The sequence below is a fragment of the Sphingomonas sp. SKA58 genome (genome assembly GCF_000153545.1).
GTDB classification, from domain to species: domain Bacteria; phylum Pseudomonadota; class Alphaproteobacteria; order Sphingomonadales; family Sphingomonadaceae; genus Sphingobium; species Sphingobium soli.
This window is the reverse complement of record NZ_CH959308.1, coordinates 216,800-233,464: the sequence shown is the minus strand read 5'-3', so window position 1 is coordinate 233,464 and position 16,665 is coordinate 216,800. Positions and strand designations below refer to the sequence as shown.

Annotated in this window: 11 protein-coding genes; 6 read left to right on the top strand and 5 right to left on the bottom strand. The window is 64.0% G+C overall.

Going from position 1 to position 16,665, the window contains the following annotated elements:
• Positions 1–2: 2 nt before the first annotated feature.
• The gene (locus SKA58_RS16325) at positions 3–2,090 is read left to right on the top strand and encodes a TonB-dependent receptor (RefSeq protein WP_009823577.1); all 2,088 of its coding nucleotides are present in this window, start codon (positions 3–5) and stop codon (positions 2,088–2,090) included.
• Positions 2,091–2,153: 63 nt separating this feature from the next.
• Positions 2,154–3,698 (top strand): tryptophan halogenase family protein, encoded by a 1,545-nt coding sequence (locus tag SKA58_RS16320; protein ID WP_009823576.1) that lies wholly within the window; start codon positions 2,154–2,156, stop codon positions 3,696–3,698.
• Between the two features lie 18 nt (positions 3,699–3,716).
• On the opposite strand, the gene SKA58_RS16315 is transcribed toward SKA58_RS16320, so the two are convergent.
• Complete coding sequence (locus SKA58_RS16315; protein WP_037543820.1) at positions 3,717–6,236, bottom strand: glycoside hydrolase family 9 protein; 2,520 nt, start codon at positions 6,234–6,236, stop codon at positions 3,717–3,719.
• Positions 6,237–6,459: 223 nt separating this feature from the next.
• Here SKA58_RS16315 and SKA58_RS16310 point away from each other — a divergent pair, with 223 nt between their 5' ends.
• The 3 genes from SKA58_RS16310 to maiA all read left to right on the top strand — a co-directional run bounded on the left by SKA58_RS16310 (position 6,460) and on the right by maiA (position 10,850).
• Positions 6,460–9,078, top strand: a complete 2,619-nt coding sequence (locus tag SKA58_RS16310) for a glycoside hydrolase family 3 C-terminal domain-containing protein (protein WP_009823574.1) — start codon at positions 6,460–6,462, stop codon at positions 9,076–9,078.
• Between the two features lie 60 nt (positions 9,079–9,138).
• The gene (locus tag SKA58_RS16305) at positions 9,139–10,107 is read left to right on the top strand and encodes an alpha/beta hydrolase (protein ID WP_009823573.1); all 969 of its coding nucleotides are present in this window, start codon (positions 9,139–9,141) and stop codon (positions 10,105–10,107) included.
• A gap of 107 nt (positions 10,108–10,214) precedes the next feature.
• Positions 10,215–10,850, top strand: coding sequence for a maleylacetoacetate isomerase (gene maiA, locus SKA58_RS16300; protein ID WP_009823572.1), 636 nt, complete (start codon positions 10,215–10,217; stop codon positions 10,848–10,850).
• A gap of 12 nt (positions 10,851–10,862) precedes the next feature.
• Here the strand turns inward: maiA and SKA58_RS16295 are convergent, their stop codons facing one another.
• The 4 genes from SKA58_RS16295 to SKA58_RS16280 are packed head-to-tail and all read right to left on the bottom strand — an operon-like array spanning position 10,863 to position 15,629.
• Positions 10,863–11,732, bottom strand: coding sequence for a BadF/BadG/BcrA/BcrD ATPase family protein (locus SKA58_RS16295; RefSeq protein WP_009823571.1), 870 nt, complete (start codon positions 11,730–11,732; stop codon positions 10,863–10,865).
• Positions 11,729–13,429: a D-lactate dehydrogenase gene (gene dld / locus SKA58_RS16290; RefSeq protein WP_009823570.1), complete on the bottom strand. Its 1,701-nt coding sequence runs from the start codon at positions 13,427–13,429 to the stop codon at positions 11,729–11,731. The genes SKA58_RS16295 and dld overlap by 4 nt, the downstream gene beginning before the upstream one ends.
• Complete coding sequence (gene nagA, locus SKA58_RS16285; RefSeq protein ID WP_009823569.1) at positions 13,426–14,577, bottom strand: N-acetylglucosamine-6-phosphate deacetylase; 1,152 nt, start codon at positions 14,575–14,577, stop codon at positions 13,426–13,428. The genes dld and nagA overlap by 4 nt, the downstream gene beginning before the upstream one ends.
• Positions 14,574–15,629 carry an SIS domain-containing protein gene (locus SKA58_RS16280; protein ID WP_009823568.1) on the bottom strand — a complete coding sequence of 352 codons (1,056 nt, stop codon included), beginning with the start codon at positions 15,627–15,629 and terminating at the stop codon, positions 14,574–14,576. Before SKA58_RS16280 ends, nagA begins: the two co-directional genes overlap by 4 nt.
• A gap of 145 nt (positions 15,630–15,774) precedes the next feature.
• On the opposite strand from SKA58_RS16280, the gene SKA58_RS16275 reads away from it, so the two are divergent.
• Entirely contained in the window at positions 15,775–16,665 is an 891-nt protein-coding gene (locus SKA58_RS16275) for an N-acetylmuramic acid 6-phosphate etherase (protein ID WP_009823567.1), read from the top strand.

The following is a 16,665-nucleotide window of genomic DNA, read 5'->3' as shown; positions in this document are numbered from 1 at the left end:
CTTTGGCACCGGCCTCGGACCGCAAGAGCGTTGTCGGCTGGTATCCGCAGCAATATGGCGCTGACCAGCGCTATACCAAGGATGAGCGCATCGACGGCCGCATCGCCTTCCAGTGGCAGCCGTCCGACGATGTGGTGCTCACGATTGACGACAATTATTCGCGGCAGAAGGTCGTCACGGATATTGCCGGCTTCGGTATCTGGTTCAACCAAGGCGACCTGCGCAATGTGGAGCAGGACAGCAATGGCACCACCATCAATTTCCTGCAGGCCGGATCGCCGACCGACTTCACCGCAGGTACGGAAACCTCCGTTCTGGAAACCAACCAGGTCGGCCTGAACGTCAAATGGGACGCGACGGAAAATCTCCAGATCGACGCCGACGCCAGCTATTCCAAAAGCCGGCTCAATCCCGATGGCCAGATCAGCAACGAAAATGGCGACATTGGCTATGGCGGCCTGATCGGCACGACCCTGGGCGTTCGGGTCAATGGCAACAGCAGCAGTAGCTTCCCTGAGCTCACCACCTATGGCCCTGCCGGCAATGAAGCGGCCTGGACCGATCAGGCGATCATCGGATCGCACGTCACTGTCCGCCAGCAGCAGCTCAACAGTGACGAGATCAAGCAGTTCCGCCTCGGCGCGACCTGGAAGCAGGATGATCTGACGATCAAGCTGGGCGGCCGCTATATGGAGGATGAATTCGCCCTCGAAAACCGCAACACCTTCGCCAATAATTTCTGGCAGGCCTATGCGGGCTATGGCGCACCGTCGGGCCGCGACACCGGCGTGCCCATCCCGGCCAGCCTGATCGACGGCACGATCAGCACCAAGAACTGGTTGCCCGGCTTCTCCGGTAATCTCCCGCCGGTGCTGCTCAAATATGACGCGCGCGCCTATCAGCGTTATCTGGAAGGACTCTGGCAGGGGCCCGACACGCCGGGCTATAATGCGGGCTGCTGCACGGGCTTCAATGGCACGTTCGACCTCGCGCTTGACCCCGGCACTGTCCAGCGGATCACCGAAAAGAACTGGTCGGCCTATGTCAGCGTTAATTTCAAGGCTGACGTTGCCGGCATGCCCTTCCACTTCAATGCCGGCGCGCGCGAGGAAATCGTCAAGGTGATTTCGCGCGGGATCGGCCGCGTTCCACTTTCGATCACGCCCAGCACCGCTGACCCCACGCTCCTGACGGTCAATTTCTCGGACTCGCAGGCCGTGACCGAAAGCAGCAGCTATTCCTACTTCCTGCCCGCGCTGGACATGAAGCTGGAACTGACCGACAGCCTGCACCTGCGGTTCGACGCGTCGCGCACCATGACCCGCCCGCGCCTCGACTATCTGGGGCCGGTGTTGAATGTCGGCGCAGGGCAGCGTGTCGGCGCGCTGACGGCGACAGGTAACAACCCGTTCCTCAAACCCTATCTGGCGGACAATTTCGACCTGGGCCTGGAATGGTATTATCAGCCCAACTCCTATGCTGCGGTGAACCTCTTCCTCAAGGACGTGTCCAACTTCATCGTTGCGGGCACGGATCGGCAGACGATCAACGGCGTCATCGACCCGTCGACCGGGCAGGAAGCCGTCTTCACCGTATCGCGGCGCATCAACGGGCCGGAAGCAACCGTCAAGGGGATTGAGCTCGCATGGCAGCATGTGTTTGGAGACAGCGGCTTTGGCTTCAACGCCAACGCCACCTTCGTCGAAACCAACAAGCCCTATGACGAAAGCGACCTGTCGCAGAGCGGCTTTGCGGTAACGGGCCTCGCCAATTCGGCCAACCTCGTCGCCTTCTACGACAAGGACGGCATCGAATTCCGCACCGCAGTCAACTGGCGCGACAAATATCTGCTCCAATTCGGCCAGGCCCAGAATAATTCGGCCTTCGGCGCGGAGCCGACCTTCGTCAATTCCGCCTTGCAGATCGACCTCAGCGGTAGCCTGCGCCTCACCGAACAGTTCAGTCTCTTTGGCGAAGCGCTCAACATCACGAACGAAACCTACAGCACCCACGGCCGCTTCTCCAACCAGCTGCTGGATGTCTATGGCTATGGCCGGCGCTTCACCGCTGGCGTGCGCTACCGCTTCTGACGGTTCTCGCCCTGGGAGGGATGTCGGTTGACATCCCTTCCCTTTTAATGGTCCCACAAACATATGGTCAGACCCGTCCGGAACATCGTGATCGTCGGCGGTGGCACCGCCGGATGGCTTACCGCCGGCGTCATCGCGGCGCGCCATCGCACGCGCATCGGTCAGGATTTGAGCGTGACGCTGGTCGAATCGCCCAATACCCCGATCATCGGTGTGGGCGAAGGCACCTGGCCCACCCTGCGCACTACCCTGTCGCGCATGGGCATTTCGGAAACCGACCTGTTCCGCCAATGTGACGCCGCCTTCAAACAAGGTGCCTGGTTCGCGCGCTGGACGGACGGCACAGCCTCCGACGGCTATTATCACCCGCTCATGCTTCCGCAGAATTTTGGTCAGGTGAACCTCGTCCCGCACTGGCTGGCGCGGGATGGAGACGAGAGTTTTTGCGACGCCGTCTGCGCGCAGGGGCGCATCTGCGACGATGGCCTCGCGCCCAAGACGATGGCGACGGCGGAATATGACGCGCTCGCCAACTATGCCTATCATCTCGACGCGGGCAAGTTCGCGCCCTTTCTCCAGCGCCATTGCTGCGAAAAACTGGGCGTTCGCCATGTTCTGGCCGATGTCGAGCAGGTGGTCCTGCACGATGATGGCGACATTGCCGCTGTCCGCACGACGCAGGCCGGGCTGGTGGAGGGCGACCTGTTCGTCGACTGCACCGGCTTCAAGGCATTGCTGATCGAGGGCGCGATGGGCGTGCCCTTCCGCGATTGCAACGACGTGCTCTTCTGCGACACGGCGCTTGCAATGCAGGTGCCCTATGCCGCGCCCGACAGCCCGATCGCATCGCACACCATTTCCACTGCGCAGAGCGCCGGCTGGATCTGGGACATCGGCATCCAGACGCGGCGTGGCGTTGGCCATGTCTTTTCCAGCAGCCATATTTCAGACGAGCAGGCCGAACGCGAGCTGCGCGCCTATGTCGGCCCGGCCAGCGACGGGCTAAACGTTCGCAAGATCAAGATCCGCTCAGGCCACCGCGAAACCTTCTGGAAGGGCAATTGCGTTGCGGTCGGCCTCGCCGCCGGCTTCCTGGAACCGCTCGAAGCATCCGCGATCGTCCTTATCGAATTGTCTGCGAAGATCATTGCCGAACAAATGCCCGCCTGTCGCGAGGTGATGGACATCATCGCGTCGCGCATCAACGCGACGACCCACTATCGCTGGGGCCGGATCATCGATTTTCTCAAGCTCCATTATGTGCTGACGCAGCGCACCGACAGCGACTTCTGGCGCGACAATGTGCGTGCCGAAACCATGCCCGACCGCTTGCGCGAACTTCTGCATCTGTGGCGTTATCAGTCGCCTTGGTTTCACGATGAATTCGACCGCGCGGAGGAGGTATTTCCCGCCGCCAGCTATCAATATGTCCTCTATGGCATGGGCTTCCGCACGCAGGTCCCGACGGCCGCACTGGCGCGCGACGCCCATCTCGCCGGCCGGGCGATGCGGGAAAATGCCGCCGCAACCGCGCGGTTGCGCGCTGGCCTCCCCCGCCATCGCGACCTTATCGACCGGATTGTGGCGCAGGGCCTGCAACCGGTCTGACGGGCCGCAGGTGCCCCTTCACTCCGCTTGCCGGCTGGCGCTGCTCGCAGCGTTGGCCAGTTCGATCCAGGCCGCCCCTTCGGGGATCACATATTCATTTTCGCCCCAGAAGAAGGGCCAATCCTCGTGATTTTCGGGAAAATCGGGTTTGACGATCAACACGCCGGGCACCACGCCGCCCGCGATGAAGGAAAAATCCGCCCGATTATTGCCATAGGCGACTTCCTTTGACCGCGCGCCCACGCCCGACACGAAACTGATGTCGGAACCGGGATGGTGCCCGGTCAGAAACGCAATCCCGCGAAACATGGCGTCGCGGTCGACAATCTCCGGAAAGGCGCGGTGCAGGGCATCGGCTGTCAACGCATGACCCAGCACCGTGCCAGACCCCGCCCAGCCCCCGGTGGTGATGGGCACGCCGAAGGGATTGGCTTTCGCCACTACCTCACTCCGCGCCTGCCATTGGCGCACGGCCGGGACCATCGCCGCGCGATAGGCGGCCGGCATAAGGGGGATCGCCGCTACCGCCGTCTGCGCATTGGCGGCAAGATGCGGTTCGATCCTGGGCCACAATGTCATGACCGCGCGCGCATAGATCGGCTTTTTCGTGGTCCTCAGCAATTCGACCGCCGCGGCGAACATTTCGGCGTCGAGCGGCCCGCCGGTGGTATTGCCGTGGCTGAACAGATCGGGCGCATGGCCCTGTTCCTGCGTCCAGACCCGCTCGGCCATGGCGAGCGCGCGCTGCGCCAGCGCATCGTCCTGCCTTGCAAGCACGCGGGCCGCCGCCGCCAGCCCGGCGACCGATCCATAGTTCAGCGCTGATGACTTGCTGGTAAAGGCCCAGCGATCGTCGGGCGTGCCGCTCCTGCCATCACGGACCTGCCCCGACTCCAGCGTGGGATCGTAAGGAAGGCCATCGGTTTTCGTCACCGCGTCGCCCAGATGCGTATATTGCGCCACATCCGGTTCGACGATGCCATGGATCGCATGACCTACCGCATCGAACTGCGCCAGCAACTGCAAGGCTCCATGGCCGACCTGCTGGACAATGTCGGGCTTGCCGTCGGGCACATGCATTTCGACATGCCGCCGCGCCTGATCGACGCTCACCGTATCGCGCGTCAGGCCATAGCGTTCGGCCGCATCGGCCAGCGACCGGATGACCTGATATTGGGATTGGGTGCGAATGTCGAAATCACCCGCATCATACCATCCCCCGACATTGAGGCCCGGAATATGCTCGCCAGGCGCAAAGCGCGTGTCTGTGGTCGGCCCCTGCCGATAAAGGTCGATATGCTCATGATCGACCGGGGCCTGGCGCGCGTCGTCGCGATGGGAATCCCCATGCCATGTGCGATAGGCTTCGTTGACCGACATATGGTCCATCGCAACCGGGAAATAGACGTCGTTGGTCGGGTGCCACGCATCATCATAGACAGCCGCGTCGATCCGGAAGGGCGCGGTGCGCACATCGCCATATTCCAACATATAGAGGCCCGGTTCACGCATCGCGCTGAAATCCAGTTGCAGATAATGGTACCGCAGATAATCGCCCCATTCCCGCGCGCTTTTAGTCAACACAGCTTGCGTCGCCCCATCGGCGCCAATGCGCAGCAGCTTGATCGGCGGCCGGCGCTTGTCCTTCCGGTCCAGTTCGACCGTTGCGATCTTTGGGGCGTCGGGCGCATAGCCCAGTTGCGAATGCGCGATCACAGGCGTGCGCAGCCAGCCGGAGTCAGCCTGCGGCGTGATCGTCCATTGCAGCACCGTCCCGGTCCGTCCTTCGGGCAGCAGCGATCGCAGGACGAACCACCCATTTTGCGCCTGATTGCGCCCATCGAACAAGGCGATCGGCTGATCGCTCTGAACTGTGATCCGTTTCGCCGCATCTTCAGGCGAGAGGACGAACTGTCGGCCGCGCGCGATCGGCAGCGGCTCCGCCCCCGACCCTTCGCTGCGTCCGCTCGCCGCATTGCGCTCGGTGGTGCGCGTCATGTCGCTGGCGGGATACAGCGGAAACAGCCCGCTCTGACCATCGGCCATATAGGCGTGACGGAAATAGGCCGACGGCAGGAACTCCAGATTGAAACCGGCCTTCCCCACCAGCGATCGGGGCAGCGGCTTGTCCAGGATCACCTGCACCTGCATGGCATGGCCTTGCCGCTCGGCGCGCACCTTATAGGTGAAATCCTGCGCCGCGTAGCGCAAGCGCGTTTCGATGACTCCCGACTTGGCGTTGATTTTGCGCTCGACCAGCGCGGCCGCCGGATCCCATTGTCCGGGTGTGGCGGATAGCCTGACGTCGCCGTTGGTCGCGCTGCGAACACCCCGCTGGATAATCTCCACCCCGCCAATCTTGGCATCGGCGAACAGGCCGTCATACCAGTTGGAAAAGGCCAGGATGTTGACCGCCGGCGCTTCGAAATAACCCTTGTCATTGATTTCGAAACCGTCCGGCGCACCCGCCTGCGCGGCTGCCGATCCACTCATCATGACCGCAACGAAAGCAGCCAGCGAACCCATGGTCTGTCTCATGCCATCCCCCCTGATTGCGCTATCACTATGTTGCAGCGCACTTTCTGACGACATTCTGTCACTTGGATTGTTGCTTAGCAATGGCGAATGCAGTCTTGCCAGGTCATGTTGTTAGCGCTATCGCTTTTCAGGAAAACAGAACTACTCTTCGGCGCGCACCAGTCGCGCATGGGGCAGAAATTTCGGGTGCGCACAGGCGCATCGGAACGATTGGGGAGGACGGATGAAGCGCAGGCTTGCCATCACGATCGCCATTGCGGCTGCGCCATGCTCCGGGGCATGGGGTGCCCCAGAACCGGATGCGTGGGCGCAAGCCGACGACAAGGCGCGCGCTATCGTCCGCCAATTGACTCTTCAGGAAAAAACCGAGCAGCTGCTCAACACCGCGCCCGCCATTCCGCGTCTTGGCATACCAGCCTATAATTGGTGGACGGAATCGCTCCATGGCGCGATCGGCCCGGTGCCGACCACCAACTTCCCCGAACCGATCGGGCTGGCCGCCACCTTCGACGCGCCATTGATCCACACGGTTGCGTCCGTCATCAGCACCGAAGTCCAGGCCCTTCATACGCTCGGCCGCCAGACCGGCCATCTGGGCCGCATCGGCACCGGGCTCGACACTTGGTCGCCCAATATCAACATTTTTCGCGATCCGCGCTGGGGCCGGGGCCAGGAAACATATGGCGAAGACCCCTATCTGACCGCGCGCATGGGTGTCGCCTTCATCCAAGGGATGCAGGGCGACAATCCCGATCTTCCCGATGTCGTAGCGACGCCCAAGCATTTTGCGGTCCATTCAGGGCCAGAGCCCAGCCGCCACACCGATAATATCTTCGCGACCAAGCGCGATCTGGAGGACACCTATCTTCCTGCCTTCCGCGCCGCCATTGTCGAAGGCAAAGCCGGTTCCATCATGTGCGCCTATAACCGCGTCGATGGCGAACCGGCCTGCGGCAGTGCGATGCTCCTCACTGACTATCTGCGTAATGCCTGGGGTTTCAGAGGCTATGTCGTGTCAGACTGCGACGCCGTCGTGGACATCTACGCCCATCATAAATATGCGCCCAGCCCCGCAACCGGCGTGTCCGTCGCCCTGCGGCGCGGTGTCGACAGCGAATGCAACAACGCCACCCTTTCGGGTCAGGCGGGCCTTGGCGATCGCTACAAGGATGCGCTGGCGGCCAACCATATCAGCATCGGGGACATAGACAGCGCGTTGGTTCGCCTGTTTTCCGCGCGACTGCGCAATGGCGACCTGCCGGGCCTTTCCGCCCGCAAACCCAACAGCACGCCCGTCTCGGCAATCGGGACGCCGGCCCACGGGGCGCTAGCGCTCGATGCCGCCGTCAAAAGCCTCGTGCTGCTCAAAAATGAGGGCGCGCTGCCGCTCAAACCCGGCGTTCGGATCGTGCTTGCCGGCCCCCTGGCTGATGCGACACGCGTGCTGCGCGGCAACTACAGCTCGACGCGAAGCGCGCCACCCATCTCGGTGGCCGATGGGTTGCGACAGGCTATGCCGGATGCCACGGTCACGCTCCTCCCCTTCTCACCCTCCATCACGGATGGCGATCCCGTTCCCGGCTCGGCGCTTCGCACACCCGATGGCCGACCGGGCATCCGCGCGGAATATTATAATCGCGCTACCGACGACCAATATGGGACCAAGCCTGCACTGGTGCGGACGGAAGACAGCATCGTCTCGCGCGCATCGGAATATCGGCAGGTCGCCGATGACCATAAAATCGTCTGGACCGGCTATCTCGTCGCGCCGGAAACCGGCCTTTATCGCCTGGCGCTGACGGGCGTAAAGGGGCAGGTTTCCCGCAATGGGCAGCCGATCGTGTCCGCCACCGACTTTTCGCGCTGGGCGGAACCGCTTAAACTGGTCGACGTGCGTCTCACCAAGGGCGAACGCTACCCCATCCGTCTGGAGGGGCAAAGCGGCGTAGCGGCCGCGCCCGCCATCTTCTGGAAGCGTGTCACCGATGATCTGGACCGTGATCTTGCCGCCGGCGTGCGGGACGCAGATGTCATCGTTGCGGTCATGGGCCTCACCTCCGACCTGGAAGGGGAGGAAATGCCGGTCAAGGTCGAGGGGTTTGAGGGCGGCGACCGCACGACGCTGGCCCTTCCCGCGGATCAGATCGCTTTCCTTGAAAAGGCGAAGGCGACCGGCAAACCGCTGATCCTCGTGATGATGAATGGCAGCGCCATTGACCTTGGCTGGGCAAAGGACAATGCAGCCGCCATATTGGAGGCCTGGTATCCCGGCCAGTCGGGCGGCCTTGCCATCGCCAATGTCCTGTCGGGAAAGGCCGATCCGGGCGGCCGACTGCCGCTGACCTTCTATCACAGCGTCGATGATCTGCCGCCTTTCACCGACTATAGCATGGAAGGGCGAACCTATCGCTATTTCAGGGGCGCGCCGGTCTATCCGTTCGGCCATGGCCTCAGCTACACGCGCTTTCGCTATGCGCCGCTCGTGGTCGAACCCATCGATGGCGCAGTGGAAAAAGGGCTGCGCGTGACGACCCGGATCACCAATGTCGGGCAGCGGCCGGGCGACGAAGTCGCGCAGCTCTACATAACCCCGCCTGCCTTTGAAGGCGCACCGCGCACCGCCTTGCGCGGTTTTCAGCGCCTGTCGCTGAAAGCTGGCGAAAGCCGCGCCATATCCTTCACCCTGTCGCCCCGCGATCTGAGCTTCGTCACCATGGCAGGCGATCGCATGCTGATCCCGGGCAACTATGATCTCAGTGTCGGCGGCGGCCAGCCGGGCACGCAGGCGCCTGTGGAACGCGCGCGCTACACGATCGGCAAGGCCATGCCATTGCCGAAATAGCCATTGACATAATCGGCCGCCAATTGGCCGGATTGAGTGGGAGAGTGACTTATGCCGTCCATGTCTTGGGTTCCCAGCCTGTCCCTGCATTCGCTTCGGCGCGCCGCCTTGCCGGCCATCGCGCTGGGGATCGTGGCGCTTCAACCCGTCATCGCCGTTCCGCTCGCTCGCGCGCAGGACGACAAGATGACGCCGATCGCGATTCCCGCTCAGCCCGATGCCATTCCCCTCAAGACCGGCCCACTGCCCGGCGCCAAGAACAAGGAAAGCTGGCACAGCCAATATGGCAGCGTGTTTGCCCGCAATGTGACCGAAGCAACCCTCACGCCCTTCCTGCCGGATCCCGCCAAGGCCAACGGCACGGCGGTCGTGGTGACGCCAGGCGGCGGATTCCGCACGCTGTCGATGGAAAATGAGGGCTGGGACGTCGCGCGCGCGCTGGCGGCCAAGGGGGTTGCGGCCTTCGTCCTCAAATATCGTCTGAACCAGACGCCCGCCGACATGCCCGCCTTCGAACGCTCCATGGCGGAGATGTTCTCGGGCGTCGCGCGCCGCCCCCGGATGGACCCGGAACGCGCGATGGAGGATATCGCGCCGCAAATTGCTGACGCCCGCGCCGCCTTCGTCCTCATCCGCAGCCGCGCGCCGGAGTGGCATATTGACCCGCAACGCATCGGCATGGTCGGCTTCTCGGCCGGCGCCATGCTGACCCTCGCGACCGCGCTCAAGGGGCAAGACGCAAAGCCCGCCTTCATCGGCGACATTTACGGTCCGCTTTCTCCCGTCACCGTGCCCGCCAATGCCCCGCCAATGTTCGTCGCGTTGGCCGCCGATGATCCCTTCTTCGCCAATGGCGGCTTTGGCCTCATCGACAGCTGGAAAAAAGCGGGAAAGCCCGTCGAATTCCATCTCTATGAACAGGGTGGCCACGGTTTTGGCATGTATCAGAAGAGCACGACCAGCACCGGCTGGTTCGACGCCTTCACCCGCTGGATGGACATGCATGGCTGGCTCAAGCCACGCGGCTGACATCCTGGCAGGTTGAATTGCGCCTCTGGCGCTGCGACAAAGGCGAGTGGCCGACATTTGCCGGCCACCCCGCCAGATATGAGACCCGGCCATGATCCGCAGCGCGCATGAGTGACATTCTTCTCCACGGCTATTATCGATCGACCGCGAGCTATCGCGTGCGGATCGCCCTCAATCTGAAGGCGCTTCCCTATCGCCAGCAATCGCATCATCTGCGCAAGGGCGAGCAGAAGAATCCCGCTTATCGCGCGCTGAATCCGCAGGGAATGGTCCCGGCGCTGGAAATCGACGGCGCGGTGCTGACGCAGAGCCTCGCTATCTGCGACTATCTGGACGAGCGCCAGCCCGACCCTCCGCTTCTGCCGTCCGGGCCGATCCTGCGCGCCAGGGTCCGCGCCTTTGCCCAGATCATCGCGTGCGACATTCATCCCATCCAGAATCTGCGGATCCTCGACCGGCTGCGCGACGCTGGCCTGGATCAGGCCGCCGTCACGCGATGGGCGGCCACCGTGATCGAGGACGGACTCGACGCCTGCGCTGCCATGATCGCGGACCAACCCGGTCCCTATTGCTTCGGGGCACAGGTCACGCTGGCCGACCTGTTCCTTGTGCCGCAACTGGTCAATGCCCGCCGCTTTGGCGCCCAGTTGCGCTGGCCCCGGCTGCTGGAGATCGAACGCGCCTGCCTTGCCCTGCCGGCCTTCGCCGATGCCGCTCCGGAACGACAGCCGGACGCGGAATAGCGCGCGAAAGCGTCAGCCTTTGCTGGCCTGATACCCTGCCAGGAACAGCGCGCCGTCCAGCGCATCACCTGCTGCCGGACTGAGGCTGGCGACCGTTCGCGCCCGCAACCATGGCTGCATGCGCGGCGCCAGCCCGCCCAACAAAGCGCACCGCTCCGCGCCGCGTTCAAAGATCGTCTCGATGAACTGCTCGATATGCTGGACAGCATCCTCGACGATGGATCGGGCGATGGCGTCGTCGGCTTCGGCGTGGTCCATGACCAGCGGCGCGAAACTGCCATAGTCCTTCGGACTGGCCTGATCCATCCATGCAATGGCGCGCGCGGTGTCATGGTCGAACCGCTGCGTCACCGCGCGGCTGAGCGGCGTCGCCTGCGTTCGCCCGTCGAGCGCGCGCAGCGCATGGCGCATCGCGCTCAATCCCAGGGCCGCGCCGCTGCCCTCGTCCGAAATCGGAAAACCATATCCCCCGATGGTGAAATCCCGCCCCTTTGCACGCACCTGCGCGATGCTGCCGGTCCCCAGGATCAAAATCGCCCCGTCTCGGCCGCCATGCGCACCCAGATTGGCGATGAACGCATCGGTTTCATAGGCCACCGACGCAAAGGGAAAGGCAAAGCCGTCCAGCGCATCGCGCACGCCGGGCCGCGATATGCCCGCAATTCCCATGCCCGCACGGATCGTCGCAATCTCATCGGCGCCAAGCCCGCCTTGCGTCACCGCCTGGTCGCACACAGCGCGCAGTGTATCGTACAGCGCGTCAAGGCCGATCCGCGCATTGGCGGTCCCGCCCTGCCCGGTGCCGATGACCGCGCCATCGCTGCGCACCAGGCGCGCGCGGCAATGGCTACCGCCAGCGTCGATCCCCAGATAATAGGTCATGGACGCGCCGCCCCCTTCTGCTGCCCGCCCCAGTAGCGCTGTCGCGTGGTCTGGCCAAGGCCCGGATTGCACTGATTGCGCGGATCGAGACTGCGGTAGAAGCGCTCCAGCGTCGGCTTTGCGCGATACAGATGCCCGACATTATGTTCGGCCGGATATTCCGCGCCTCGTTCATCCAGCAACGCCCAGATACGATGCTCGAACGCCAGCGGATCGACGCCGCGCCGCACGATATAGTCCTGGTGAAAGACATGGCAGAAAAAGTGGCCATAATAGAGGCTGTGGATGGATTGCGCGGCCAGGTCCGCCGGCAATATTTCCTGCCACGCGGTCGCATTGCGCGGCAACGCAATGTCCAGCGCCACGATATCCGCCACCGCCTGTCGATGCACCGCGCGATAACGAACGGCCGCCCCCGCCGCGACGAAGCGGTGCAGAAAGGCCTTGGCCGCCAGCGCGGGCGTACATTCGAAATGATCGGCCTCACCTCCGTCGAAATCGGCCGCCAGCAGCTCGCGCGCTTCGGCCGCGGCGCGCGCGGGCATTTTCAGCAGCAGATGGTGGGCGAACCGATCGCGAAAGCGCCGCATCTCCGGCGGCAAATGGTCAGGGAGCAAGCGGCCGAACCGCTGCATCATCCGATCGCTCCAGCCCGGCCTGATGCAAGGCAAATTGTCGACCCACGATTTGGCAGCAAATAATCTGGGCAGGCGGGCGGTGCCCATGCGTTCGATCGCGACGAACATATCCTTGCCATAGCGGTCGGCAATATCGAACGCATCGCGATGCATATATTCGCCAGCGATGGGCAGGGCGGAAAAATCGCGCAATATCGTGCGGCGCAGCCGCGTCAGGCGGGCCGGATCATTGGTGCCGACATAGAAAGTGACCGCGCCTTCCTCCTTGGGAAAGCTGTCGACCCGCACGGCGAAGACGATCGCCTTGCCTGCACTGCCCGACGCCTCGAACAGCCGTCGCGAATCGGCGTTGAAACGAGCAGGCTCCGCACTGTCGATATCGCGCACATGGGCGGCATAGGCATGATCATGCGCCCAGCGATCCTTGGCATCCTCGACATCGGAGGCGTCGAAGTCACCCGCATCCAGACGCCGCAGCACCGTTTCGGGGTCATCGCCCAGCGCCACGCCCAGATGATTGACGAGATCGAGCGCGCCATCGGGCCGTACGATCGCATAGAGGCTGAGCTGCGTGAAGGCGGGGCCACGCTGCACCAGCGAACCGCCGCTGTTATTGCAGATACCGCCGACCACCGACGCACCGAAACAGGATGATCCGATCACCGAATGCGGCTCGCGGCCCAGGGGTGCCAGCGCCTGTTCCAGCGCATGCAGCGTCGTGCCGGGCAGGCAGATGGCCTGCCGGCCGCCGTCGATCAGGTGCAGCGTCGAAATCCGCGTCGTGCTGATGATGACGCAGCCGCCCGGATAATCGTCTCCATCCGGGGTCGATCCGCCGGTGAGCCCGGTATTGGCCGCTTGCATGACGATCGATATGTCCGCCGCGACGCAGGCCTGTACGACGCGCCATTGTTCCAACAGATTGCCCGGTCGCACCACCGCCAGCGCCGCGCCCGATCCGGTTCGGTATCCCGCCCGATAGCGCGCCGTCTTGCGCGCGCCGGTCAACACATGCCGATACCCGACGATGGCGCGCAACCGGGACAGCAGGTCGCTCACTCGCCTTGCTCGCTGATATCGCCGGCAATCCAGCTTCGCCGCACCCGTCGCTGCACGTCCAGATGGACCAGATCAGCGCGCAAGCCGGGCAGGATCGCGCCGGTTTCCTGCTCCAGCCGCAGGAATTTTGCGGGGTTGCCGCTTGCCATGCGTGACGCGTCCATCATGGAGCAGCCGAGCATGTCCATCGCATTGCGAAAGGCCTGCGCCATGTTGAGCGCAGACCCGGCCAGCGTGCCATCTAGGCCGCGGCATGTGCCGTCGACCACGTGAATATCCTGGCCCATCAGGGAAAAGCGCGCATTGCTGCCACCAACGGGCGGCATCGCGTCGGTGACCAGCATCGCGCCGTCGATCCCCCGCGCCGCCAGCGCCACGCGCAGCGCGGCCGGATGCACATGCAGACCATCGACGATCAGCCCGAAATGACTGGTCCGATCCAGCAAAGCGGCGGCAACCATACCCGGCTCCCGGCTGCCCATCTGCGTCATTGCGTTGAACAAATGGGTGAAGCCCGCCAGCCCCTCGTTCAAAGCCATAACCGTCTGGTCATAATCGGCTAGACTGTGGCCGGCAGCCACGATCACATCCGCCTGCGCGAGCGCCCGGATCGCGCCGGGCGGCGCCAGTTCGGGCGCCAGCGTCACAATGCGCCGTCCGCGCGTCGGTTGTGTCAATCGCGCCAGCGCGGCGGAATCAATCGGCGCGAACTTGGCCGCGTCATGAATGCCCTTCTTGCCGGGGTTCAAATGCGGCCCTTCGACATGCACGCCCAAAATGCCCGGCACCGACTGCGCCATCGCCGCCTCGCCAGCCGCAATCGCCGCGTCGACCTTATCCGCCACATCACTGATCAGCGTCGGCGTCATCCCGGTGGTGCCGAAGCGGCGATGCGCCTGCGCGATCGCGCGCATGCCCTCGACATCGGGACGATCGTTGAGCAGCACGTCGCCACCGCCATTGACCTGCGTGTCAATAAAACCGGGCAGCAACCAGCCGCCTTCCAGCATGATGTGCGCGCAACCGGACGGCAGCCTATTCTTGGGCACCACATCGACAATATGCGCGCCCTCCATCAGCAAGGCATGATCCTGCGCGATGACATGCGGCTGCACGATCGCCGCGCCGACCAGGGCCGTCAGGTTCATAGCGTCCGCGTGACCTTGGCCAGATGCGGCGGCTGGTCGGGATCGAGCCCCCGCGCCAGCGCCAGCGCATTGGCGAGACCATAGAAGCTTTGCACCTGCGCTATGGCCGCGAGCACGGGATCAACCGCCGCCACGCCTGGCAGCGCCAGCGTTGCATCGACAATATCCTCATCCAGCCCAGCCGCGATGACATGCGCCCCGCGCGCGCGGAAATCCGCCAGCCGCTCGCGCATTCCTTCGCGCGCCACATCCATCGGTCCGAACGCCAGCACCGGGTCGCCCTCGCCAATCAAGGTCATCGGGCCATGCGCCACTTCCGCGATGCTGAAGGCTTCGGCATGCACGCGCGACGTTTCCTTGAGTTTCAGTGCCGCTTCCCCCGCGATCGGCAAAGTCAGCCCGCGCCCCAGCACCAGCATGGCGCGCGCATCCTTCAGCAACGGCACAGCACCCCTCCAGTCCGCCGCCAGGGCGCCCTGCAAGGTCGGGCCGATGGCCGGCAGCGCATCGCACAACCCGTTGTCTCCGCTCCATTCCGCCACCAGATGCGTGAGCGCCACCAGCGTCGCGATGAAGCTTTTGGTCGCAGCCACGCTGGTTTCCGGCCCGGTATGGATCGGAATGCAGATATCGGCCAGGTGGGCGAGCGGTGATTCAGCGTCATTGACGATCGCGATCAGCAACGTGCCCTGGCGTTTGGCATCCTGCGCGGCCGCGATCAGGTCCGGGCTGCGGCCCGACTGCGAAATCGCGATCAGCGGTACGTTCCGGAAATGCGCGGACGTCACGCCATAGAGCGACCCGATCGACGGCGCATGGCTGAGCGTCGGCACGCCCGCGCGCGTTTCCAGCAGCACCTTGGCGAAGGCGGCGGCATGGTCCGAGCTGCCGCGTGCCAGCGTTGCAGCAAAGGGCGGGGCCAGCGCGCGCAATCTTGCGCCCGCCTCCCGCATCAGGTCGGCATTGCGCGCCAGTTGCTGCGTGCAGCGTTCGGGCGCCTGGGCCGTCTCGCGCGCCATGATCGTTGCGAATAAGTCCGAAGGATCAGTCATGGGGCAACCATACCAAATCACCGCCCAAGGGCAATTGGATTTAATTTGGTTGCATCGTCCTGCCCAAATGATGATACCAGTGAACGAACGGATACAAGGTGGTAGTCCCGCCGCTCCGCATCGATGCCCTTTTTCAGGAGCATGTATGAGTACCGAAGCCATCGATCCCCGCTATGTCGACATCGACCAATGGCCGACCGCGCTCGCTGTAGAGGCAATGCTGGAAGGGCAGATGGCCGCCATCGCCGCCATAGGATCGCAAACCATGGCCATCGCGCAGGCGGCCGAAGCAGCCGCCGCACGCCTGGGCAGCCAGGGGCGGCTGGTTTATGTCGGCGCGGGCACATCCGGCCGCGTCGCGGTGCAGGATGGCGTGGAACTCTACCCTACCTATAACTGGCCGGAAGATCGCCTGCTCTTCCTCATGGCGGGCGGGCTCGACGCGCTGACGCAAGCGGCCGAAGGCGCGGAGGATGACGCCGACGCTGCCCGCGCCGCCGTCGCAGCCTCGCATATCGGCCCGCATGATGTCGTGATCGGCGTCGCCGCCAGCGGCCGAACCCCCTTCACCTGCGCCGCCATCGCCGCCGCGCGCGAAGCCGGCGCGCTCACCGTCGGCGTCGCCAACAATGGCGCCACCCTGCTTCTGGAGGCCGCCGACCATGGCATCCTCGCCGAAACCGGGACCGAAATCATCGCCGGATCGACCCGCATGAAAGCGGGCACGGCGCAAAAGGCGGTGCTCAACATCCTATCGACTGCCATCATGCTGCGCATGGGCCTCGTGTATCGGGGCCGCATGGTCAATATGCGCATATCCAACGCGAAGCTGCGCAAGCGTGGCGAAGCGATGATATGCGACATCGCGCAGGTCGACCAGGCCACCGCCGCGCAGGCGCTCGACATGGCCGGACAGGACATCAAGCTGGCGGTGCTGATTGCCAGGGGGCTAGACCGCCAGGCCGCCGAAAGCCTGCTGGCGGCGTATGGCGACAATCTGGCCGACGCGATCGGAGCGGCGCAAGGGGGGGCATAA